18 protein-coding genes and 2 tRNA genes are annotated in these 22,826 nt (G+C 46.5%); 10 read left to right on the forward strand and 10 right to left on the reverse strand.

What is annotated here, in order from left to right; translation table 11 throughout:
• Positions 1 to 90 precede the first annotated feature (90 nt).
• Both IRJ16_RS02560 and IRJ16_RS02565 read left to right on the forward strand, forming a co-directional pair.
• Positions 91 to 1,329: a TCR/Tet family MFS transporter gene (locus IRJ16_RS02560; protein WP_194109946.1), complete on the forward strand. Its 1,239-nt coding sequence runs from the start codon at positions 91 to 93 to the stop codon at positions 1,327 to 1,329.
• 9 nt (positions 1,330 to 1,338) lie between these two features.
• The gene (locus tag IRJ16_RS02565) at positions 1,339 to 2,574 is read left to right on the forward strand and encodes a TCR/Tet family MFS transporter (protein WP_194109947.1); all 1,236 of its coding nucleotides are present in this window, start codon (positions 1,339 to 1,341) and stop codon (positions 2,572 to 2,574) included.
• A gap of 79 nt (positions 2,575 to 2,653) precedes the next feature.
• On the opposite strand, the gene IRJ16_RS02570 is transcribed toward IRJ16_RS02565, so the two are convergent.
• Together IRJ16_RS02570 and IRJ16_RS02575 are read right to left on the reverse strand one after the other, a co-directional pair.
• Positions 2,654 to 3,250, reverse strand: coding sequence for a DUF502 domain-containing protein (locus IRJ16_RS02570; RefSeq protein ID WP_194109948.1), 597 nt, complete (start codon positions 3,248 to 3,250; stop codon positions 2,654 to 2,656).
• A gap of 18 nt (positions 3,251 to 3,268) precedes the next feature.
• Positions 3,269 to 5,728 carry a bifunctional UDP-N-acetylmuramoyl-tripeptide:D-alanyl-D-alanine ligase/alanine racemase gene (locus IRJ16_RS02575; protein WP_194109949.1) on the reverse strand — a complete coding sequence of 820 codons (2,460 nt, stop codon included), beginning with the start codon at positions 5,726 to 5,728 and terminating at the stop codon, positions 3,269 to 3,271.
• A 58-nt stretch (positions 5,729 to 5,786) separates the two neighbouring features.
• On the opposite strand from IRJ16_RS02575, the gene IRJ16_RS02580 reads away from it, so the two are divergent.
• The 7 genes from IRJ16_RS02580 to IRJ16_RS02610 all read left to right on the forward strand — a co-directional run bounded on the left by IRJ16_RS02580 (position 5,787) and on the right by IRJ16_RS02610 (position 9,781).
• The gene (locus IRJ16_RS02580; RefSeq protein ID WP_194109950.1) at positions 5,787 to 6,269 is read left to right on the forward strand and encodes a regulatory protein RecX; all 483 of its coding nucleotides are present in this window, start codon (positions 5,787 to 5,789) and stop codon (positions 6,267 to 6,269) included.
• 118 nt (positions 6,270 to 6,387) lie between these two features.
• Positions 6,388 to 6,463 (forward strand) — tRNA-Gly (locus IRJ16_RS02585).
• A 54-nt stretch (positions 6,464 to 6,517) separates the two neighbouring features.
• Positions 6,518 to 6,602: transfer RNA gene (locus tag IRJ16_RS02590), tRNA-Leu, on the forward strand.
• 167 nt (positions 6,603 to 6,769) lie between these two features.
• Positions 6,770 to 7,507, forward strand: coding sequence for a DUF72 domain-containing protein (locus tag IRJ16_RS02595; protein ID WP_194109951.1), 738 nt, complete (start codon positions 6,770 to 6,772; stop codon positions 7,505 to 7,507).
• Positions 7,508 to 7,538: 31 nt separating this feature from the next.
• Positions 7,539 to 7,910, forward strand: a complete 372-nt coding sequence (locus IRJ16_RS02600) for a response regulator transcription factor (RefSeq protein WP_194109952.1) — start codon at positions 7,539 to 7,541, stop codon at positions 7,908 to 7,910.
• Between the two features lie 61 nt (positions 7,911 to 7,971).
• Entirely contained in the window at positions 7,972 to 8,334 is a 363-nt protein-coding gene (locus tag IRJ16_RS02605) for a response regulator (RefSeq protein ID WP_194109953.1), read from the forward strand.
• A 64-nt stretch (positions 8,335 to 8,398) separates the two neighbouring features.
• On the forward strand, positions 8,399 to 9,781 hold the full coding sequence (locus IRJ16_RS02610; RefSeq protein WP_194109954.1) for a serine hydrolase: 1,383 nt from the start codon (positions 8,399 to 8,401) through the stop codon (positions 9,779 to 9,781).
• A gap of 382 nt (positions 9,782 to 10,163) precedes the next feature.
• On the opposite strand, the gene IRJ16_RS02615 is transcribed toward IRJ16_RS02610, so the two are convergent.
• Entirely contained in the window at positions 10,164 to 11,342 is a 1,179-nt protein-coding gene (locus IRJ16_RS02615; protein WP_194109955.1) for a winged helix-turn-helix domain-containing protein, read from the reverse strand.
• Between the two features lie 154 nt (positions 11,343 to 11,496).
• On the opposite strand from IRJ16_RS02615, the gene IRJ16_RS02620 reads away from it, so the two are divergent.
• Positions 11,497 to 13,344, forward strand: coding sequence for a glycoside hydrolase family 2 protein (locus tag IRJ16_RS02620; protein ID WP_194109956.1), 1,848 nt, complete (start codon positions 11,497 to 11,499; stop codon positions 13,342 to 13,344).
• A gap of 264 nt (positions 13,345 to 13,608) precedes the next feature.
• Here IRJ16_RS02620 and IRJ16_RS02625 read toward each other — a convergent pair whose 3' ends face one another.
• From IRJ16_RS02625 to IRJ16_RS02655, 7 genes are all read right to left on the reverse strand, one after another.
• Complete coding sequence (locus IRJ16_RS02625; RefSeq protein ID WP_194109957.1) at positions 13,609 to 16,191, reverse strand: glycoside hydrolase family 2 protein; 2,583 nt, start codon at positions 16,189 to 16,191, stop codon at positions 13,609 to 13,611.
• A gap of 191 nt (positions 16,192 to 16,382) precedes the next feature.
• Entirely contained in the window at positions 16,383 to 17,738 is a 1,356-nt protein-coding gene (locus IRJ16_RS02630; RefSeq protein WP_194109958.1) for an alkaline phosphatase family protein, read from the reverse strand.
• 12 nt (positions 17,739 to 17,750) lie between these two features.
• Positions 17,751 to 18,932, reverse strand: coding sequence for a metabolite traffic protein EboE (gene eboE, locus IRJ16_RS02635; protein WP_194109959.1), 1,182 nt, complete (start codon positions 18,930 to 18,932; stop codon positions 17,751 to 17,753).
• 3 nt (positions 18,933 to 18,935) lie between these two features.
• The gene (locus IRJ16_RS02640; protein WP_194109960.1) at positions 18,936 to 20,096 is read right to left on the reverse strand and encodes a 3-dehydroquinate synthase; all 1,161 of its coding nucleotides are present in this window, start codon (positions 20,094 to 20,096) and stop codon (positions 18,936 to 18,938) included.
• A gap of 25 nt (positions 20,097 to 20,121) precedes the next feature.
• A complete protein-coding gene (eboC, locus tag IRJ16_RS02645) occupies positions 20,122 to 21,018 on the reverse strand; it encodes a UbiA-like protein EboC (RefSeq protein WP_228079754.1) in 897 nt (298 codons plus the stop codon).
• A 3-nt stretch (positions 21,019 to 21,021) separates the two neighbouring features.
• Complete coding sequence (locus tag IRJ16_RS02650; protein WP_194109961.1) at positions 21,022 to 22,005, reverse strand: TatD family hydrolase; 984 nt, start codon at positions 22,003 to 22,005, stop codon at positions 21,022 to 21,024.
• Positions 22,006 to 22,034: 29 nt separating this feature from the next.
• Positions 22,035 to 22,760 carry an EboA domain-containing protein gene (locus IRJ16_RS02655; RefSeq protein ID WP_194109962.1) on the reverse strand — a complete coding sequence of 242 codons (726 nt, stop codon included), beginning with the start codon at positions 22,758 to 22,760 and terminating at the stop codon, positions 22,035 to 22,037.
• Positions 22,761 to 22,826 lie beyond the last annotated feature (66 nt).

Genomic DNA, 22,826 nt, shown 5'->3' on the forward strand with positions numbered 1-22,826 from the left:
TATTGTACATTTCTTATTTGAATATCTGTACATTGATGGCATCTGCATATTTACTATCCCCACATCAAAATATTTGTCTAATTTGCGCCGATGGAACAACCTGCTAAACCTAAGCGCCAGGCTGCCCTTGGATTTATCTTCGCTACGCTATTGATAGACGTAATGGGATTAGGAATTATTATTCCGGTGATTCCTGGTCTGATCGAGAAACTGATACATGGCGATGTTAGTCAAGCTTCTTTTTACGCAGGTTGGCTTACAGCTGCTTATGCTACCATGCAGTTCGTGTTCTCTCCCATTATTGGCAGTTTGAGCGATAAATATGGCCGCAGGCCTGTTCTGCTTTGCTCGCTATTGGGTTTCAGTTTCGATTATTTCTTTTCAGCTTTCGCTCCCACTATTGGCTGGTTATTTGTTGGCCGTATCGTTGCCGGTATCACCGGGGCAAGTTTTACTACGGCATCTGCCTATATTTCTGACGTTAGTACGCCGGAGAAAAAAGCGGCCAATTTTGGGATGATCGGTGTAGCTTTCGGCGTCGGCTTTATTATCGGTCCATTGATCGGCGGTTTCCTTGGTAAAATGGATATCCACTACCCTTTTTTAGCTGCGGGTGGATTGGCTTTGCTTAATGCCATCTACGGTTTTTTTGTGCTGCCCGAATCGTTAGATAAACAACACCGCCGCGAGTTTGATATTAAACGTGCCAATCCTATAGGTACGCTCAAACAGTTGGCGAAGTATGAAAACGTGATCGGATTGGCGGTATCGCTCTTCCTGATCTACTTTGCAGCACAAGCCGTGCAAACTGTATGGACCTTCTACACCATAAAAAAATTCAACTGGGATTATAGGATGCAGGGCATTTCGCTGGCTTGTGTTGGGGTATTAGTTGCCTTGGTACAGGGCGGATTGATCAGATTGACTCTACCTAAATTAGGTTACGAAAAAAGCATTTGGATCGGTCTATTGTTGTATGCCGTTGGCTTAGCATTGTTCGCCTTTGCCACCGAGGGATGGATGATGTTCGCCTTTTTGGTACCCTATTGTTTAGGTGGTATAGCCGGGCCTGCCTTGCAAGGATACATCAGTAATGCAGTACCTGCTAACGCACAAGGCGAATTACAAGGCGGCCTGACAAGCTTAATGAGTCTGGCCAGTATCTTTGGGCCGTTATTAATGACAGACATTTTCTATTTCTTTACCCGTAAAGGTGCGCCTTTTCAGTTCCCTGGAGCGCCTTACGTGTTCGGGGCGATACTGATGCTGGTGAGCGCATTATTGGCCATGCGCAATTTTAAGAAACAACTTAACGCCAAAGCGGTTTAATTGATCGATATGCCGAACACCGATATCAAACAAGTTAACCCGACCAAAGCGCTTAGCTTTATATTCGTCACGATATTCATTGATATACTTGGCTTAGGTATCATCATTCCGGTAGTGCCTAAATTACTGGAAGAACTGGGTCATGTTGATGTATCATCAGCGTCCGAGATCAATGGGTGGCTTACCTTCACCTATGCCTTTATGCAGGTGCTTTTCTCGCCTATTATGGGCAACCTGAGCGATCGCTTTGGCCGCCGCCCTATCCTGCTGATATCGCTGTTTGGCTTTAGTATCGATTACGCCTTAATGGCTTTTGCGCCTTCCGTTTTCTGGTTATTTATAGGGCGGGTGATCGCTGGTATCACTGGTGCTACCATGGCGACTGCGACGGCTTATATTGCAGATGTAAGTACCGGCGATAAACGGGCATCCAACTTTGGCGTAGTAGGCGCCGCGTCGGGATTAGGGTTCATTATCGGCATCTCATCGGGTGCGTTCTTAGGCGATATTAACCTAAAGTTCCCATTTATAGCAGCAGCGGCAGCGGCCTTATTTAATGCGCTCTATGGTTATTTCGTACTACCCGAATCGCTTGACAAAGAGCACCGACGTGAGTTCAGTTGGGCACGGGCAAATCCTATCGGCTCGTTCTTGCAATTGGGTAAATACAAAGCCTTGATCGGCCTGGCATCAGCTTTCACTTTGGTGTACATCGCGCAAAAAGCCGTGGAATACCAGCTATCATTTTACGTCTACGAAAAATTTGGCTGGAGCATGACCCAGGTAGGTATCCTCGGTATTTTCATTGGGGTGTTGCTTATAGGGATCCAAGGCGGGTTGATCCGTTATCTGATCCCGATGTGGGGACTAAAAAAGAATATCATTATCGGGTTGATCAGCTACGGGATCGGCTTAACACTGATCGCATTTGCCAACAAAAGCTGGATGCTTTACGCATTTATGATACCGTATTGTTTTGGTGGGATATCCGGCCCGGCATTGCAAGGCCTGATCACCAGTAAGTTCCCTAAGAATGAGCAGGGTGAATTACAGGGCGGCCTGACCCTACTATCCAGTATCAGCCTGATCATCGGTCCGCTGGTAATGGGCTACAGCTTTAAATTCTTTTCGTATAAAGATTCGGTAGTGTACTTTCCCGGTGCACCGTATATATTAGGAGCACTGCTAATGCTGATCAGTATCATCTTAGTGATCAGAAGTTTAAAGAAAGAAGTGGGAATATAAAACCAGGAAACTTACCTTCCGAATACCATTTACTTGTCACCGGTTAACCGATCACCGGTCACTGATGATCACCGAGCAACTATTTCACCCCACTCACCCCGCCCGATATCACAAACTTCATAGCATCTGCAGCAGGCATATTTAAAGCTTTAACTTTATCGCTATCGACGATGATCACCTGCCCTGCGAACGAATAAGAATAAGGGAAATAAACGGCAACTTGCCCCGACAACCCTATTGCCGAAAGGTCTTTCTGAGTGAGGAAACCGATCTTCTTAACGCCGTTACTGCTTACATCGACCAGCACAGGCTCGTTAAACTTTTTCTCATCGCCCACAAAAGCTTCAGTAAGGTCCCGGACGGAATAGTAAAGAAATTTGAACAGCGGAAGCCTGTCTAACCAACGATAGAACCAGCGTTTAATGGGGTCGGTTATGACGTTAGTTACCAGTATCCCTGCAAGCATGATAAGGACAGTTACGCTTAAAATACCAGCCCCGGGTATGGACATGGGCTTTTTGGTATTAGGATCTGTCCATATCTGGTCGCTCAGGTTAAGGGCGCTATCTACGCCAGACACTGCCCAATAGATCAGCATCACCGCTACCCCTAACGGCACGACAACCAACATTCCCTTGATAAAATAATTTAACAGGGCGCGGAAGATCTTATTCATGGTTGGGGCAGTTTGAAATTACTCGTAAAAGTACACTCTTTTTACCCTTTGCGAAATATTTGTTAATATCTCGTACGGGATGGTGCCTATCTGTTTGGCCAGTTCTTCGATGCCTTGTTGGTCGTTAAAAACGATCACCTCATCGCCTTCTTTTGCATCTACGCCGGTTACATCAAGCATACACATGTCCATGGCGATGTTGCCTACGGTACGTACCAATTTGCCTTTTACCAGCATGCTACCCACACCGTTGCCAAAGGCTCTTAGATATCCGTCGGCATAACCGATACGCACCGTGGCTATGCGACCATCTTTAGCAAGACTGCCGTTCCGGTTGTAACCTACGGTCTCCCCTGCTTTGATGTTTTTAATTTGCGAAATACTGGTCTTTAACGATGCAATGGGTTGCAACGCGGCAGGATCGGTGACGGCTGCATCAACACCGTACAGGCCGATCCCAAGTCGCACCATATCATAATGAGCCACGCCCCAACGGGTAATGCCCGAAGTATTATTGATATGTTTAATAAACTCATAACCAATAGCTTCTTGGATCTGTTTAAATGCTTGCTCGAACTTCAGGATCTGTGTTAAAGTAAAGTCATCGTGCACCGACGAATCACTCGAAACCAAATGTGAGAAAACCGAACGTACTTTGAATGATGCATTTTGAACCAATAGTTTACAAAGTTCAGCTATTTCCCCGGCTTCAAAGCCCAAGCGATGCATGCCGGTATCTATCTTAAGATGTACCGGATAATTAATGATGTCATTGTCCTGAAGATATTGGCTCAATTCATCAAACAAATGAAAGCTGTAAACCTCTGGTTCCAAATTATAGTTGACCAGTTTATCGAAGGCGTTTGGTTCAGGATTCAGCACCATAATGGGCAGCGTGATACCGGCCGTCCGCAGAGCTACTCCTTCATCAATGTAGGCCACCGCCAGATAGTCAACCTTGTGGTATTGCAATAAATTAGCTATCTCAAAGGTGCCGCTGCCGTAAGAAAAGGCTTTAACCATAGCCATTACCTTAACACCCGGCGCCAGTTTGGAACGGTAAAAATTCAGATTATTGACCAGCGCGTTCAAGTTTATCTCCATCACCGTCTCGTGCGCCTTTTGCACCAACGCCCTACTGATCCTCTCGAACTCGAAGCTACGGGCTCCTTTTAACAGGATGGTCTCATCTCTAAAATTAAGCCGCTGTATATCGCTCAGCAGTTCCGACGTATCGTTATAGAAGTATTTGTTATCGATCAGCACTAAGTCGCTATGTCGTTTCAAGGCCTCACCCACCCCTATAAATTTATTAAGTCCAACATCAGTTAGCATCGCGGCCACCCGACGATATAATTCATCTTCATCCAATCCCGACTGATAAATATCTGATAGAATGAGCGTTTTTATAGGATGCTGGTTTTGTTGTTTTAAAAAATTGAGTGCTATCTCTAACGACTGGATATCCGAATTGTAAGAGTCATCGATAATAGAGCAATCGTTTACCCCATTCTTCAATTCCAAACGCATACTTACCGGTGTAAGCCGCTCCATGCGTTCGCTAATAACTTCGGGCTGATAACCCAGAGCCAACAACGTAGACCAACAAGTAATGGCATTCTCTACCGAGGCTTGATCTGTAAAAGGGATATGACACTCTATTTCCTGTTGGTGATAGATGGCCCGCAAATAAAGGTCTTTCTTTTTGGTATCCTCACCGATCACATATAAGTCGGCTTGGTCATATCGACGGCTCCAGCAGAAAAATTTGGTCGACGTGTTTCTATCTTTATAGCTAAGCAACTCTTCGTACTGACCGACCAGTAATTTAGAATCCTTGAACAATAGCATCTTTTCGTTCAGCTTTTGTTCGCGGTCGGTAAAGCCTTCATCATGGGCAGCGCCAAGGTGTGTCAACACCCCTATTTCAGGCTGAATAACGGCTTCTAAACGCCTCATTTCACCAATAGCAGAAATACCTGCTTCAAATAAGGCAACGTCATTAACGGGCTTTATATTCCATACCGAGAGTGGCACCCCTATTTGTGAGTTATAGCTTTTAGGCGACCTAACGATGTTTTGATCAGGCATCAGCAATTGGTATAGCCACTCCTTAACTATGGTTTTACCGTTACTGCCCGTAATGCCTACAACTCTCAGGTCAAATTGCCGGCGATGATGCGCAGCGAGTGCTTGTAAGGCTTGCAGTACGTCGGGCACGATCAAATAGTTGGCATCTGTCAGCACCTCGTTAGGTCGCTTGCTTACCACAAAGGTACGCACGCCAGCTTTGTAAACATCGGTAATGAACTGATGGCCATCTCGTCTGTTACTCAAAGCGAAAAACAGTGCCTCCGGGGCATTAGATATACGTCTGCTATCGGTAAGCAATGTAGTTAACGGGCCGTCATTCATCATAATAGCTTTTGCACCTATAATATTTGCAACCGAACCGACCGTATATTCCGCGTGGACCATGTGGCGAATTTGCTGATAATTTACGCTAATAAAATAAATTTTAACACTTTTGATCCGGATGGAAGCCCCGAAGCCCAAAAAGATAAACGACCCTAATGTAGCTTTGGCCAAGGCCGAACACTACTGCGGCTACCAGGAACGTTCGCAGCAAGAGGTGCGGGATAAGCTATACGAGTGGGGTTTATGGCCCGAGGCTGTCGAAAATACAATCACCAAACTCATCGACGGAAATTTCATTAACGAGCAGCGCTTTGCGTTCGCCTACGCGCGGGGCAAGTTCAATCAAAAAGGCTGGGGCAAGATCAAGATCAAACAAGGATTGAAATTTAAACGAGTGTCGGACGCCCTGATCAAAAAAGCACTTGGACAGATAGACCTATCAGATTACATCACTACGCTAAAAACCGTATTGGATAAAAAAGCCGCCCTGTTAAAAGAAAAGGACGAGCGTAAACGCCATTACAAACTAAAACAATACGCTATGGGGCGCGGCTTCGAAAGCGAGACCATCTCTGAAGTTTTGAAAGACAACGACTTATAAAAAACTTTAAAATATTTGCAGAAATAACTTGCACAATGTGCATTTCTGCCTATATTTGCACTCCACAAACGCAAGGGGGTTTCAGCAAGTGAAACACAGTGTTTGGAAGATAAAAAATGCGAAAGTAGCTCAGTTGGTAGAGCACGACCTTGCCAAGGTCGGGGTCGCGAGTTCGAATCTCGTCTTTCGCTCCATTATCCCTTCCTACCAGGAGGGATAATTTTTTGAAAGGCTTTACAGCCGATCATGCTCAGATGGTGGAACTGGTAGACACGCAGGACTTAAAATCCTGTGCCCTCAACAGGCGTGCGGGTTCGATTCCCGCTCTGAGTACAGAAATTAAGGCGATCAGTTGAAAAACTTGATCGCCTTTTTTGTTTGGGTCACACATAGGTCACACACATGCATCGATCACAAATTAAGTGGTGTTGTAACTACATCTCCTATCGTACCACAGTATCCGACGAAAACCTCCAACCGAATACCGTGTTATCCAAATTATGTTTAAGACCACATTTTTTGCCGGGACCAGCGGCTTGTTAACAAGCCTGCCTAAGCGAGATTTCCCAAAAGAATATCAGGATAGGTCGCGGCTCGGATTTTACGCCTTGCAAGAAAACAGCATCGAGATCAATAGCACCTTTTACAAGCTACCTCAGGCTAAAACCATTTCCCGTTGGGTGACCGAAGTGCCGGATGATTTTCGTTTCACATTCAAGTTGTGGAAAGAAGTAACGCATCAAAAGCATTTAGGCTTTAGACAAGAAGACATAGAGGCCTTTTTTCATTCGATCAGCGGCGCTGCCGACCATCGCGGCTGCCTGTTGGTTCAGTTCCCACCGAGTTTAAAAGTAGATTCTTTACCGCAGTTTAAGGCATTATTGCCGCTACTTACTGCAAGTAAATGGAAAGTAGCCGTAGAATTTAGGCATGCCTCATGGTATCAGGACCAGATCTACGAATACCTGAACGCTCAAAATGCTGCTCTGGTGATACAAGATATGCCTAAGTCGGCTACGCCTTTAGAACTCACGACCGATGATCTTGTATATTTACGTTTTCACGGCCCGGGTGGTAGTTACAAAGGCAGTTATAGCAACGAAATATTGACTGAATATGCTGAATACATAAATGAGTGGCAAGAAGAAGGACGAACGGTATATGTTTATTTTAACAACACCGCCGGGGCGGCATTAAATAACTTACAAACGCTTAAAAGTATATTAAGAAACCATTAGATCTTGGAACGATAGTTGGCTTATCATTCGCATGCAGCAAAAACCCCTTAAAATATTATTGGTCGAAGACGACATTGGCATCCGTGATGTCATGTCTTTAGTGCTTTCATTGGAGGGATTTGAGGTGATCAGTCTGCCTGATGGACGTGATGTATTTGGGCAAGTGGGAACAGAACACCCTGACCTGGTACTATTGGATGTAATGTTAGGGGACCTTGACGGAAGAGTTATTTGCGAGGCCTTAAAATCTGACCCGACGACTGAACAGATCCCAGTCATGATAGTTTCTGCCAGTCATGGTTACGTACATGACCACTTACAAACCTGCCGCGCCAATGATTTTTTATCTAAACCTTTTGACATTAATGAACTGATAGCCAAAGTAAAACGCCTGGCCGCTTAAATGGCGTAAACAAATAGCAAACCTTAGTGCCCAAGCATGGTTATTGCTATCGCATACCGCTATGAATACGAAACATTTACTCGTGATTGAGGACGACCAGGACATTAAGGATATTTTAGAGACCATACTGACCATGGAGGGGCACACGGTTACAACCATCAGCGAAACTCCAAACATTATCCAAACTGTACTGGAAACTAAACCCGACCTGATCATCACCGATTATATTTTGCAAGGTATTAACGGCGGCGAATACTGTAGCCAAATTAAACAGCATCCGGAAACCGCTCATATCCCCGTGATCATTTTATCAGCTTATGATAAAGTATTAGGTTCACTTGGCCATTACAAAGCTGACCTTATCATCCATAAACCATTCGATAACGACAACCTTTGTCAAAACGTAGCTGAGTTATTGACGTAAGTAAAGACTAAGGAGAACTGGGAAAAACCGGTAACCTTTTCAGATAGCCGCCGTCTTTAACGGCATGACACTTAAACTACCCCAAAGACTGATCATATGCCTGATCGCCTTATTGCCGATAACGGTGAATGCCCAAAAACAGCTTGACTCCATTATGCAACTGGCGCACAAGCGGGGAATATTTAACGGCAATTTACTGATCGCACAACACGGTCGCATTATTTATGAGCGTTCTTTTGGATATGCTGATGGCACACGCACTCGGCCACTGACCGGTGATCTTAAATTTGACATCGGTTCGGTTAGCAAAGAATTTAACGGAGCGTCTATTCTGTTATTGACCCAACGCGGCTTACTGGGCCTGGATGACCCTATCGCCAAATATTTGCCCGAACTACCCAAGTGGGCGCAACAAGTGCAAATAAAACACCTGATCAGTTATACCAGCGGGATACCGGTAGCCGACGTGTTATCGGCAGAAACCGACAGCACCATCCGCAAGAGTCTGCTCCAGCTCAAAGAGCTAAAGTTCCAACCCGGTACCGCCTATATTTATAACCACTATAATGTGTACCTGCAAATGCGTTTGATCGAAAAGGTTAGCGGGATGGCCTATGCTGACTTTCTGCGTAAAAATATCTTCTTGCCTTGCAAAATGTCAGGTGCAGCGGTAGATATGCCGGTCAGTGACCCTAAAATGGCTAAGGCTTTTGATCTGGATGGCCGCAACACGCTATACGCGCAAAGTATGAGCGGCTGGGTGCGACTTACCGCCCGCGATCTTTATCGATGGTCTGAAGCGCTTCAGCAGAATAAGCTACTGACCAAAGCGTCCTTTAAACAACTTGCTGCAAATTTCCCTAACGGAGAAAGCAGTATCGGAACCACAGGTTTCGCGGGAGACAGTTTACTATGGCACCGACATCAGGGTTCAAACAGTAACTATGAAGCCTTGCTTTACAGCGACCTTAAACGCGGATTGACGGTAGTGTTGATGACCAACAATCAACAAATGAAAGTGGATGGCATCAAGAATGCGCTCTTTGCCGCGATTAGCGGTCAACCGATCAATGTGCCAAAACGGTCGGTGTATTTAGCTATAAGGGAGCGGACTCTTGCGAATGTTGATAGCGGATTGCATTACTACCGTCAGATCAGATCGCAGCAACAGGACATCTTTGAGCTTAGTTTTGAGGCAGGCGACCTGATCAGTACCGGCAAGTACTTGTTGCGCCGAAACAAATTTGATGATGCCATTCGTATTTTTGCCGAGGCCAGTCCCCTATGCGCAAAAGCAGGCGACCGCTCTTACGCCTATGAACTTACTGCAGAAAGTCACCTTAAAAAAGGTGACCGCCAGCAAGCACGGTCATGGTACGAACAAGCAATGACGGCCGACCCTGCAAATCAGAACGCTAAGGGTATGTTAGCCCAACTTAAAGAATAGGCCGCTCATTACCAATGGCCCAATCCCCTATCCATCAAAAACGGCCCTACAAATGTGCAGGGCCGTTATCGACAATAGTTGTGGGATAGATCCCTTACTTACTACTGCTTATTCCAGAAGGTTAATTCGGACATATTGCTGTAGTTACCATCTCCGGTGGTTACGTGTTTTATCCTGATACGGATATATCTTACCGGTGGCGGGCTATCTATCAGGTCAACTTATAAGCTTTTTGACCATCGTCCGTACGGGTAACCGATCAAAAATGGTATAGATGGCTATTATATTTTCTTAATACTTATTCTACACTAATATCAAAATGTGTAATCTTACATATTGTTTCGGGCATCTGCCGACCGATTGCTGTAAGCCTGCCGAAGCCTCACATTGCCGCTAAAAGCTGATCCAGAAATAATTGCGAATTTGAACGCGTAAAAACAACATCGTTACAGTTATTGAATAACACGAATGCCTTTATTGCATCAGCCAACTTAGCTAAGGTAGTCTGATCTATATCAACTGCTTCAAAGTGGATATTATGCACGATCAGTATCTGTTTCTTGCGGTCAGCTTTGGCATCCATGCGGGCAATAAACTTGTCACCGGCTAATATCGGCAACGAAAAGTAACCATACTGCCGTTTGTCTGCCGGAACGAAGCATTCGATCTGATAATCAAAGTCGAAAAATTGCTTTAAGCGATGCCTGAAAACGTTCAGGATATCGAAGGGTGAAAGGATAAAGACCTCTCCGGCCAACGGTTTGATCTGCTGATCCGGCAACATATAAAGCGGGCCTTTAATATCATCTACAACAACTACCTGCACTTCACCGGTCTCAACCATCGACTGCAGCACCGGTTTAACCAAATTATTTTTGACCCGTCGGGCACGCCAGTTGATCTCTTTGACCGAGGAGATACCCAAAGCACCTAACGTTCGGCGGATCACATAGTGGGCATATTCATCCGGAGTGGGAATCGTCTGATCCATAGCAGGCGGCAGATCATAAACCTTATGGAAACTTTTGTTACGACTAACCACCAGATCACCTTGCAGATAAAGGCGCTCCAACGCAACTTTAGCGGGCCGCCAATCCCACCAGCCATTACTGGCTTCTACACGGTCGTTCTCTATATCACCAAGCATTAGCTGACCTTCACGTTCTACACGATCCATGATCTGCTGCATCACCCGTAATTGTTGCCTATCGGGAGTTTTGATCTGGGCCTTAAATGCCGCTTTGACCGGCAACGAATAGTGAAAATCATTCATGGGGATAAACCCTGCGTCCGAAGTAAAGTACTCGAAAATGCGACCATCCTCAACCAGTTCCGCAAGCCATTCGGTGCGGTAATCAGGTATACGTGCAGCCATTACATGATGGTGCGCTCGTTCTACCACATAGTTTGTATCCAACTGCACAAAACCTAAATGATCAATGACCTTGTAAACAGCTTCGATGCCTGTCCCGAACTGACCATGGTGCGCAAGCCCGGCTGCATTTAAGATGATGTTCCTCGCTTGGCTTTTTGTAAGATCAATAAATGCTTTGGGCTGCATGTCACGAATATAATGTGTTTACGTTCTGAAAAGAAAGCCGAAAAGCGCTCCTAACTGACTTTAAATGCGTACTAATTCCAATAAAATTATATTTTTACGGTAGCATCTCCCCTGCCAACTAATTAACCGACGCTAAACAACATTTTATTACTTCATGAAAAGAACCACGTCCTTTGTTTTGAGCGGCTTAGTGCTCATCAGCGCCTTAACAGCACAGGCCCAAAACACCCAATGGAAATTATTGACCGACAAAATAACCACCCCATGGGCCGAGAAAGTTGACCCTAAAGCCCCCCTACCCGAATACCCTCGCCCGCAAATGGTACGTGGCAACTGGCAAAACCTGAACGGGCTATGGAACTATGCTATTATAGGTAAAGCCGAGGCCGAGCCGAAAGCGTATCAGGGCAAAATATTGGTACCATTCGCGGTGGAATCTGCCATATCAGGCGTAGGCAAAACCGTTGGCAAGGACAGCCTACTGTGGTATAAGACCAGCATCACCATCAATAAGAACCTGACAGGCAAACGTACCCTCTTACATTTTGGCGCGGTAGATTGGCGTACCGAAGTTTTTGTGAACGGCAAAAGCGTAGGTACGCATGAGGGTGGCTTCGACCCGTTCTCGTTCGATATCACTACAGCTTTGAAAGGCAGCGGTCACCAAGAGATCAAATTGTCTGTCTGGGACCCGACCGATGACGGCCCTCAGCCACGCGGTAAACAGGTTAAAAAACCTAACGGCATCTGGTACACACCGGTGACCGGTATATGGCAAACCGTTTGGCTGGAAGCGGTCGGTAATACCTACATCGCTTCTACTAAACAAACGCCGGATATCGATGCCAAAACGTTAACGGTATCAGCCAACATTACAGGTGCGCAGGCCGGTGATCAGCTAAAGATCAGTGCCTGGGATGGCAGCAATAAGGTAGCCGAAAAAACGATCAACACAGGTGAAACCGCTACGCTGAATATCACCGATCAAAAACTTTGGTCGCCTGAGAGTCCGTTCCTTTACGACCTGCAAGTGGCTGTGATCCGTGGCGGTAAACCAGTAGACGAAGTTAAAAGCTATTTCGCCATGCGCAAAATATCGCGCGGTGCTGATGCCAATGGTATCCAGCGTATGCTGCTGAACAACAAATTTGTTTTCCAGTACGGTCCATTGGATCAGGGTTGGTGGCCGGATGGCTTATACACCCCTCCAACCGAGGAAGCTTTGAAGTTTGATGTGGATGAATTGAAGAAAATGGGTTTCAATATGATCCGAAAGCACATTAAGGTTGAGCCTGCCCGTTACTACACCTATTGCGACAAAGTAGGTATGCTGTTATGGCAGGACATGCCAAGCGGCGACCTGGGCAACCGTTGGGAGAACCGCCCCGGTGTATTGGATAAAGGTACCGAGCAGAACCGCACCGCTGAATCCGAAGGTTACTACCGCAAAGAGTGGGATGCTATCATGAACACCTTACATAATTTCCCATGCATTGTGGTTTGGACACCTTTTAACGAGGCCTGGGGCCAGTTCAAAACTGTTGAGATAACAGAATGGACCATGAAAAAAGATCCATCACGCTTGGTGAACAGCGCCAGCGGCGGTAACTACTTTGATACCGGTGATATGGTAGATCTACACAATTATCCGCAGCCCGCCATGCCGCGCCCTGAGATATTTGGCAAGACCAAATTAGTTGTGCTGGGTGAGTTTGGCGGCTTGGGCTGGACCGTCCCTGATCATACATGGGTCATCAAACGCACCTGGGGCTATCAAACCTTTAAAAATGGCGACGAGCTATTCGCCAGGTACGCAACCTTCACTGATCGTTTGCAGGAGCTGATCAAACTTGGGCTTTCGGCCGCGGTGTACACTCAAACCACCGACGTTGAAGGCGAAGTGAACGGCTTTTTAACTTACGATCGCAAAGTATTTAAAATGCCGGTAGCGGAATTGTTTAAAGTGCACAAGAAACTTTACGACCCGTCGTTGGTAAAATAGGACCGATAGGATAATAAGATGCCTGCTGTAGATCACAGCAGGCATTTTTTTTGGTAAGCTGATCATCGTAACGGTATAGCGAAAGTTTACAAAGGTTAACATTTTTCAATTCGAATAATATACAAGTAACTGAATATCAGTATATTAATAAAAAGAGTATTAATCATATGCAGGTCCACTGCTATGTTACGGATCCTTCGCTACCCTCCAGGATGACAAATTCCTTAAGTTAACGGCTATGGCTACAAGCTTGGCCGGGCAGGATCATTGAGTGACAATTACCGTTTGCACCCGGCCCCGGTGATCTTCTGAACGGATGTTCGGCATAGGCTCTCCAACTTTAGGGTTGTAGTCTATCGTAATGATCTTGGTAGTACCCGGCTCAACTGAAAAGTAATTATCCTGATAAAACACCGGTAAAATGCGTTGCAGGGTTTTGCCATTTAATAATGACACCCGGTTAAAAAAACTAACAGCAGCCCCACTTGGGTTAGTAAAGGTAACGCGGATCTGGCCAGACTTGATCTTTTTAGCCTTGATGCTAAGCCGACTTTCCGGAAGTTCGTTCAATCCTGTGTACATGCCCTGCTCATCAGGCAACCAGTAAAAATTGTGGCTCAGCAATTTCTTCTTCCCATCTAAAAGTTGCAGGGATAAGAACGAGCCTTTTTTAGCGCTCAACTCGGCTACCTTCTGTTTTATATTGGTGATAGTTGCGTGGCTGGTCTCGGCGACATCACAGGCTTGCTCTAACAATGTGGTCGACTTACCTTGCATATCAAAGCTCTTTACGACCAAATTAAGTCCTTGCTTTGCTGAGAAACCATTGTTCACCAACATTACCGCGCCGTTACCTGCATTATACATGACATGCAAAGGCTCGCTGCCGGAGCGCAAACCGAACAGGCAGGCGTTGGGGTCCAGGTAATAGTCGTACATCTGTCCACGCAAAGCGGTCCACGGATTTTGGGTTTTCCAAATGATCACGCCGGTGTACCAATCCCACATGTGCGAACTATAGCCTTCCATCAATCCACGGTATTGATCGTAGTTAACCAGTTGGGCCTTCTTAGTAAAGTCGGCCAGATCTGCTGATTTTCCGTAGGCATCTACAAAGCGATCGTAGGCGATGTAGTGATGATAGTCCCATACCGAATCCGGCTTACGCTGCGGAACGACCAGGTTAGCCTCAGGAATAAATCTTCTTAACGACTCCATATCCCCCGTCCCTACCGAACCAACCTCAGAATTGAAAGGATAATCGCGCTTATCCCAAAAGGTAGCCAAGGGTTGTATGCCGTAAGGTCCATCGCCGTTGATGCCTTTCTCATTCTTTGACATTTCTAACGAGTTAGAAAAATCAACGAACCAGCGGGTACCATCCAAAGCCGGTAATATCGTATCGCGTAATGGCTTCAAAATATCGTCAGGAGGCGTGATCTCGTTCCCGCCGCACCAAATAGCCAACGAGGGATGGTTACGCACCATCTTGATCATATCAGCTGCCGAGGCCAGCCATAACTGATGGTCATCGGGATACTTGCGCCGTTGCTCTTTGCTTTCCAGTTTTTTAGGATCATCCCATCTGCCGTTGCAATCGCCGGACATCCACAGATCCTGAAAAACCAACATCCCGTACTTATCGCAAGCCTGGTAAAACTCGGGTCGCTCCACCAACGCGCCACCCCAAACACGGATCAGGTTCAGGTTCATGTCCCGATGATATCTTACCTCGGCATCGTAACGCGCGTTGCTAAAACGCAACATCGCGTCAGAAATGATCCAGTTACCGCCTTTGATAAAGATCTTTTTACCGTTCACATAAACTTCGCGACTATTGGTGGTCGCATTCCATTTTGTATCGATCTGTCTTATGCCTACTTTGATAGTTTGGCTATCCGACACACCCTGATGACTGAAGCTGACCTTGAGCGGATACAAAGACTGATCGCCATAACCTGCCGGCCACCATAATTTAGGATCTTTCAGCAAAAGATCAGGCAATTTAAGTTCTGTCGACTGATTAGATGCTAACAAAACCTCCTTACTGACCTTTCGTCCGGCTATCGTGTAGCTTAGTATCCCATTAATGGAACGACTGCTTGTATTTTGCAGGTCTGCCGAAACTTTTACGGTCGCTGTATTACCGTTCACTAAAGTCACCACATGCGGGTCGGTCAAATGCACGTCTTGTGTGCGGGTGATGTAAACCTTGTCCCATATACCAGTATTGCGGTCCCTAATGGGACGTATCCAATCCCAACCTGCCGTGTATTGCGTGCCCACATTTTTTGCGATAGTGCCGTCGCCGCCCTGCCCACCGTTAGGGTTGCCCACGGGATCGGGCGGATGAACGATCACCGCCAAACGGTTGCGTCCGGTTTTTGACAATAACGCCGTAATGTTAAACTCCTTACGCATGAACATTCCCTGATAAGGCGAAGAATTCACCTGCTTCCCGTTCAAAAAGATATCGCAACTATAATTTATACCCCGGAATTTTAGCCAGACCTGTTTACCTGATGGTTTTTCGATGAAGTCCTTAACGAACCAATAGGTGTAGTACTCGCGGCCAACATCATAGATATCGGGGATGCGTTTATTGTTCATCCCGTAAAAAGGATCAGGTATGTCGCCGTTCTCCAACATCGTGGTCAGGACCGTTCCCGGCACCCGGGCCTTTTTCCAATCATTGAGCGGATATGAGGTTGACGACAGCGCCTGCCCGCCAGCACTTACTTGCGATCTGGGTTTGCATAACCAGCCGGAGTTTAACTCGTATTGGTCTTGCGCAAAACCTGTCAAACTAAGTAATATACAGCAAACCAACAGTAAACGTTTTTTCATGATGTAGAATTGGATCAGCCTAATTTACTGATACGATCGCAAAGATCGGTCATTTTCTCATCCCGACATTTTGAAAATAATGATCGGGTGTCGATGAAGAAAAACAAAGAGAAGTTGAATAGCAGTGTGCCGAAACGCAACAGGCCGGTATCGATCAGATGCCGGCCTGTTAATTCATTTATCAGAGACGATTATTTCTCCGTCAACGCTTTCCACATCACATCGTAAACATCAACAGCGGTAACGGTCTTATGATCGATCTTTTCAGACGTCACCAACATGGCTTTATATTTATCTTCGATATTCACCCTACCATGCGAGCCTTTGATCAGCGTCGCATCCAGCGGGATCACATCCATTACGTAACGGAAGCCTAATTTTTTACGCAGCAGCTTATAAGCCGCACGGCCTTTTGATGTCATGAACATCTCCACCGGGTCATAACCCGGCTTTTTGTGTATGTCTACCATGCGGGCATAATCGGGGGCTACGGCATCGTCCAGCCAAAAATAGTAGGTGAACCAACTGTCTTTATCGGCCATTATTACCAGGTCGCCGGCGCGTTCATGGTCAATGTTGTATTTCTTTTGATCGGTACGATCAAGCACCAGCTCTACTCCTTTTACACCTTTGATCAGGCTCTTCAGCTTTTCGGTTACAGATGGATCATTGATATAGATATGCGCGATCTGATGATCGGCCACAGCAAATGCTTTTGATGCACCGGGGTCCAGCAACTCCAAACCATTCTCTACGCGGATACCCAACATATCATTCTGACGCAGCAGGCGGTTCAAATGTATCGGGTTGTTCACCGGGGCAATACCATATTCGGATAGCAGGATGATCTTGGCGCCTTTTCGCTCGTAGAAGGTCACCAGGTCTTTTACTACCTCGTCTATCTCCTTCAGTTCAGGCGCGATCTTGGTCAGATCCGGACCGAACTTTTGCAGGCAGTAATCCAGATGCGGCAGGTAGATCAGCGTTAACGTTGGATTATGTTGATCATCAGTATGCATCGCCGCGTCAGCTATCCAACGGGTCGACTTGATATTAGCACCCGGTCCCCAAAATTGGAACAGCGGAAATTGGCCTAATTTATTTTGCAACTCATCGCGCAATTCAGGCGGTTGCGAATAGCAATCGGGTTGTTTACGGCCATCGGCCAAGTATTGCGGGCGTGGCGTTACCGAATAGTCGGCAGTAGAATACATGTTATACCACCAGAACATTTTTGACGTAGTGAACGACGGATCCAGCGCTTTGGCTTTGTCCCATATCTTATCGCCCTGTACCAGTTTGTTAGATTGTTTCCAGAACTTGATCTCGCTATCCGCGCGGTCATACCAACCATTGCCAACGATGCCGTTCTCTGACGGCCACTTACCTGTTACATAGGTAGACTGTACCGATGTGGTCACCGCAGGTAATACCGGTTCAATAACGTTCAGGTTATTTTTAGCGATGTACGCGCTTAAAAAAGGAGTATGCTCGCCGATCACCGAGGTGGACAGGCCAACAATATCAATAACGACCGTTCTATTCATAGGTAGTGGATTTTACAGGTTAAGCTGACCGATCACCCAGTTCAACTCGCGACTGATGGAGTTGGCCATCGGGATCTTCAGTTCTGCAGGTAATACGCCCCAGGTATAGGTCTCCGCTTCTAAATGGTTGGTAAAAGGTTGCTCTTTCCATATCGCCAATACCTCGCGGATATCGCTTTGGGTTGAATTAAGCAGCCCGAAACTTTCTAAAAATATCGGTACATGGAAATGGGCGCGCCATTCTAAAGCGTCGTCTTTTAACAACAGTGCATCGGGCAGATCCGGATAACGGGCTAATTGACCGTCAGGCAACCTCGCGATCACCTGGTGTAGATAGGTCGGCTCGTCAAACTTAGCAAACTCCTCCAGTATGGCTTGCTTATTATCAGCTTCAAAAGAAGCTTTTAAGGCCGCGCTGATCTGGATTTTGCCTGTCCTAATACCTTTCGCAGCTAATTCGGCTACCACTTCTTTATGTGGTTCGTAACCGATGGCGAAATGGCAAACATCATAACATAACTGGATATGGCGTTTGATGATAGCCTCTGCCTCGTCGCCAAAATGCTCGGCGCCCAAAGGCAACAACACCTGCTCATACCAATCAATAAACTCGCGGCAGGTCTCTAATACACCATCCGGTTCCGGTTCGATATCGAGGTGCAGCAGGATGCCGCTCTTATCGTAAATACTATTTAATTGCTCGGCTATCGTCAGGATGTTTTTAGTAGCGGCGATGGTAGCCTCCTGCATTTCATCCGCAGTAGCGAACCAGTGTTTATAGCTTAACGGCGACGTGGATATACCGCCCTCCATCCCTTCGGGAAGCAATGCCGCCAATATGCCAAAGATGCGTTGCGTGTAAGCCACGCGGTCGACCGTGGTCCAGTCAGGCGCGTGCACCTGATCTTTTACAACCGTATCATGAAAGCCTCCGTACGGGAAACCATTCATGGTAAAAACGTAAGCATCGTTATCACCCAGCCACTGTTTAAACTCCTGCAGGTTATCGCCCAGTAATATCTCAATACTTGCCTGGTTAGACAAACGCAGACCGATACCCATAGCAGCATCAGGAGAAACTTCAGCTTTAACTTGCGGGAAGTTTTGTTTCAACGACTCAAAGTGGGCTGCCCAGCTCTCACCAGGGTGGATATTGGTGCAGTAACTTAGATGTGCGTTATGAAGGATTTGCATAGGCTATTGTATTTGCTGATGCGTTGTGTTAGCTAAAATATGGCCTGCCTCTTCTAATAAAGCAGCATCCATCTCGTGGACCTCTTCGCCATTACCGATGGCGCTCAACAACATAATGGTCAGTTGCCCGCCCAGATGTTCACGAAACTCCTCTAATCCGGCAAGTAAGGGGCTTTTACCTTCGTTTACCTGCATCAATGGATGCGTCACCTCAAAACCTAAAGTGATCAGAACATCGATCACACGCTGACTATCAGCCTGTGTTAAACGTCCGGACAGTTGGGAATAAACCGTATCCAAAGCGATACCCATAGCAACAGCCTCGCCATGGCGAACCTCAAAGTTGCTCAGGTATTCCAATTTGTGGGCGCTCCAGTGGCCAAAATCCAAAGGACGGGAAGAACCACTTTCAAATGGATCGGCACCGGCAATGTGCTCCATGTGCAGTTTAGCGCAACGCCAGATCAACTCGGCCATTGCCATCATATCACGTTGTGCTAAAGCGGGCGCATGCTTTTCGATCCAGTTAAAAAAGTCGGTATCCTTGATCAGGGCCACTTTAATAGCTTCGGATATGCCCGAACGCCAATCGCGCTCGTTCAGCGTATGTAGGAACAACTCGTCGTTAAACACCGCTACCGGTGGCGCGAAGGTCCCCAGGAAATTCTTTTTGTTGAAATAGTTAATACCGTTCTTAACGCCGATGCCTGAATCATTTTGCGATAGTACCGTTGTAGGGATACGGATATGCTTGATACCACGATGCGATACCGCAGCTGCATAACCTACCATATCCAGCACCGAGCCACCGCCAATGGCGGCAATGTAAGAGTGTCGGTCAATACCGTAGGTATTCACGGCTTCGACTGCCTGATCAAAATACTGGGTATCGTTCTTTACCTGTTCACCACCGGCAACGATCAATACATCAGGCACCAGCTTTACTGCTGTATGGGTGGCAAAGTACATTTTAATATGCGACACCAATTGCGGGTGCGCCTCAGCTACGCCGGCATCTATCACAAAAAAGATCTTACGCTGGGCGGCACTTTTGGCCTGCGATAAAAAATTGGCCAGTATATTATTGCCCACCTCGAAAAGGCCGGCCGTGAAAAACACGTTATATTCAAATTTTACAGTGAACGACTGTTGTAAATGCTCCATGACGGGGTATTATAAAATTAAAAGATCAGGTAACCGCAAATATACGCGACAACCACATGGATATAGGTAATAAACAGGCTATTACCAGCGCCACGGAAATGGTACTGAAGGTAGCCGCCCAAGCTGCGTCCATCAATATCAATGATATTACACCTGCCTTTACCGCTCCGCCGATGTTCCTACCGATGGGCTCTTTAATGGCTTTTAATAGAGGGGTGAATATCATGTACAAGAACGGGATAACGAATAACGCCGTCAACAACAAAGTATGATTGCGCGAACCAAAGTATATGATGGTGCCTGCAACAATAGCGTACAAACCTGCACCGATATACAGGTTACGCTTGCTACCACCGTGCACCTCCCCCCTGCTGATCATAGTGATACAGAAGATATAGATGATCGGCACGATAGCCAACGGATACCAGGTAGATAATAGCGACGGGATGATACTAATACCCAGCATCAAATTTAAGCCCCGGCAAAAGCCCATATTTAAAGGGCCAAGGAATGGATGATGCTTGCTGCTTTTGTTATACAGTAAGGCAAAGAACGCGATTGCCGCAGCGATGATCTCTGAAAAACTATTACAAAAGAACGCCGAAACGATACCTGCCAACAAAAGCACCGTCCCCAAAGTTGAGGCTTGCTTAACCGTGATAATACCGCTTGGAATTGCCCGTTCGGGGCGCTCTATTTTATCCAGGTCCGCATCAAAAACGTCGTTATAAACAATGCCGCCGCCATATAAGCAAGCGGTAGAAAAGCACAGCAACAAGATCTGCGGTAAATAACCTTGCATGCTCAGGGCACCGGGTTGTGTGAACACCCCGGCTATAGCGATACCCGCCAGTACATCCGCTACCGAGGTAACGATATTGGCCGGGCGCATCATACGTAAATAATATATCGTCTTCCCCAAAACTTAGCTGATGATGATGGACGACTTATCTATACGAGGCTGCTGACCACCACGCAAAATACTGTTACCTGCAAACTTGGCGCTTTGATCGATATTGACACCAAAATCAGCCTCGTCTATTTGCCCGCTTTGTGCAAAGGCAGTGATAGCGTTGCGGTAGGTCACCAATTCGATATCCTGCAAGCTAATACCTTGTTGCTGCATCAATGCCGCGGTTTTAGGTACTGCCAGCGGATCACTGATACCCCAATCGGCAGCAGAGTTGATCATGATACGCTCTGAACCATATTGCTTTACGATCTCGACCATACGTTGATTACCCATCTTAGTGAACGGATAAATGGTGAACGCCGCCCAAAAGCCACGGTCAAGCACTTCCTTAACCGTCTCCTCGTTGTTATGATCAATGATCACCGAGTATGGGTCAAGACCTTGTTCTATGGCGATGTCCATACTGCGTTGGGTACCACGTTTTTTATCGCGATGCGGGGTGTGCACCTGTACGGGCAATCCGGCCTCTTTAGCCAGATCTAATTGCGCACGGTAATATTTCTCTTCGGCAGCGGTCTGATCATCAAAGCCGATCTCGCCTACGCCTACTACACCTTCTTTGTAAACAAATAGCGGCAATAGTTCCATCACCTGCTCGGCCAAAGCTTCGTTATTAGCCTCACGCGAGTTCAGTCCGATAGTGCAATAATGTTTGATACCAAATTGCGACGAACGGAAACGCTCCCAACCGATCAGGCTGCTGTAATAATCACGAAAACTATCCAGACCCGTACGCGGCTGACCTAACCAAAAGGCGGGCTCGATCAAAGCAACCACGCCGGCATCGGCCATGGCCTGGTAATCATCCGTTGTGCGCGATGTCATGTGCACATGCGGGTCAAAAAACTTCATGCCTTTTACGGCGCTGATATCAAAGGTCTCCGGCTTGGCGTCGGATGGGTAAGGCGGGTTCTCAAAAGAATGGCTGCAGCACATATCGTTCGGTTTTAAGAATTATCTCGGTTCTAATTTAAGCTATATTGTTGTTTCAGGTCGGCAATGGCGGCGGCGCCAACTATCGGTTCAGACAGTTGCCAAAGCTCGGGCACCACGGTGCGCCCGGCAGCACCACGTTCACGGGCATGGTCAAGCAGAATGCGCACCAACTCAGGATTGTTACGCTCTTGCAAGCCGGTGATCTGTCCAAGGTCTTTCTCAGTAAAGATCGCTTTCATCACTAATTGATTCCAGGCATCTTCAGATAGGTGTTCGCTTGGATATGGATTGTGGTACATGATGGCCTCTAACACAATGCCGATATTACTGCGAATACCTTCGGCACAACGTTTGATCCATGATTCAGGATAAGCCAATACGGGCAATGCGGAATATAAGGCTACCAGCTCTTTCATCTCGCCCGCCAGAAACAGGTTCTCTATCGTTTTAATATAATGCTCCTGATATTTTGCATCGGCTTGGATAAAAAGGAATACCCTGCCTAAGCGCTCTGCCGTCCAACCAGCGATATTAAAACCCGGGCGAATGGTATTTAATTGAGCTTTTTGTTCAGACGTTATCGACACAACAACCTTACCCGTTTTACGAGGCATCATTACAAAGGCAGCGTTGAAGGCCGCCACGTTATTAATATCGCCCTGCTTGCTTAACCAAGTCCAGGCATCGGCTGTATTATTTTGTTGTAAGATAGCACTCAGCAATTTCCTCAGCGCCTGTACATCGTATCCGAACATGTTATACCTAATGGTTTATTATCATCTACCGCACTATGCTCCTACACAGTATAGCGGCCGTAAATG

Source organism: Mucilaginibacter myungsuensis, from assembly GCF_015222005.1.
GTDB lineage: Bacteria > Bacteroidota > Bacteroidia > Sphingobacteriales > Sphingobacteriaceae > Mucilaginibacter > Mucilaginibacter myungsuensis.

Bases quoted from the DNA above. Each gene is read 5' to 3' on its own strand.
- IRJ16_RS02560 (WP_194109946.1), top strand. From the start codon at position 91: ATGGAACAACCTGCTAAACCTAAGCGCCAGGCTGCCCTTGGATTTATC.
- IRJ16_RS02565 (WP_194109947.1), top strand. From the start codon at position 1,339: ATGCCGAACACCGATATCAAACAAGTTAACCCGACCAAAGCGCTTAGC.
- IRJ16_RS02570 (WP_194109948.1), bottom strand. From the start codon at position 3,250: ATGAATAAGATCTTCCGCGCCCTGTTAAATTATTTTATCAAGGGAATG.
- IRJ16_RS02575 (WP_194109949.1), bottom strand. From the start codon at position 5,728: ATGGTCCACGCGGAATATACGGTCGGTTCGGTTGCAAATATTATAGGT.
- IRJ16_RS02580 (WP_194109950.1), top strand. From the start codon at position 5,787: ATGGAAGCCCCGAAGCCCAAAAAGATAAACGACCCTAATGTAGCTTTG.
- IRJ16_RS02595 (WP_194109951.1), top strand. From the start codon at position 6,770: ATGTTTAAGACCACATTTTTTGCCGGGACCAGCGGCTTGTTAACAAGC.
- IRJ16_RS02600 (WP_194109952.1), top strand. From the start codon at position 7,539: ATGCAGCAAAAACCCCTTAAAATATTATTGGTCGAAGACGACATTGGC.
- IRJ16_RS02605 (WP_194109953.1), top strand. From the start codon at position 7,972: ATGAATACGAAACATTTACTCGTGATTGAGGACGACCAGGACATTAAG.
- IRJ16_RS02610 (WP_194109954.1), top strand. From the start codon at position 8,399: ATGACACTTAAACTACCCCAAAGACTGATCATATGCCTGATCGCCTTA.
- IRJ16_RS02615 (WP_194109955.1), bottom strand. From the start codon at position 11,342: ATGCAGCCCAAAGCATTTATTGATCTTACAAAAAGCCAAGCGAGGAAC.
- IRJ16_RS02620 (WP_194109956.1), top strand. From the start codon at position 11,497: ATGAAAAGAACCACGTCCTTTGTTTTGAGCGGCTTAGTGCTCATCAGC.
- IRJ16_RS02625 (WP_194109957.1), bottom strand. From the start codon at position 16,191: ATGAAAAAACGTTTACTGTTGGTTTGCTGTATATTACTTAGTTTGACA.
- IRJ16_RS02630 (WP_194109958.1), bottom strand. From the start codon at position 17,738: ATGAATAGAACGGTCGTTATTGATATTGTTGGCCTGTCCACCTCGGTG.
- eboE (WP_194109959.1), bottom strand. From the start codon at position 18,932: ATGCAAATCCTTCATAACGCACATCTAAGTTACTGCACCAATATCCAC.
- IRJ16_RS02640 (WP_194109960.1), bottom strand. From the start codon at position 20,096: ATGGAGCATTTACAACAGTCGTTCACTGTAAAATTTGAATATAACGTG.
- IRJ16_RS02650 (WP_194109961.1), bottom strand. From the start codon at position 22,005: ATGTGCTGCAGCCATTCTTTTGAGAACCCGCCTTACCCATCCGACGCC.
- IRJ16_RS02655 (WP_194109962.1), bottom strand. From the start codon at position 22,760: ATGTTCGGATACGATGTACAGGCGCTGAGGAAATTGCTGAGTGCTATC.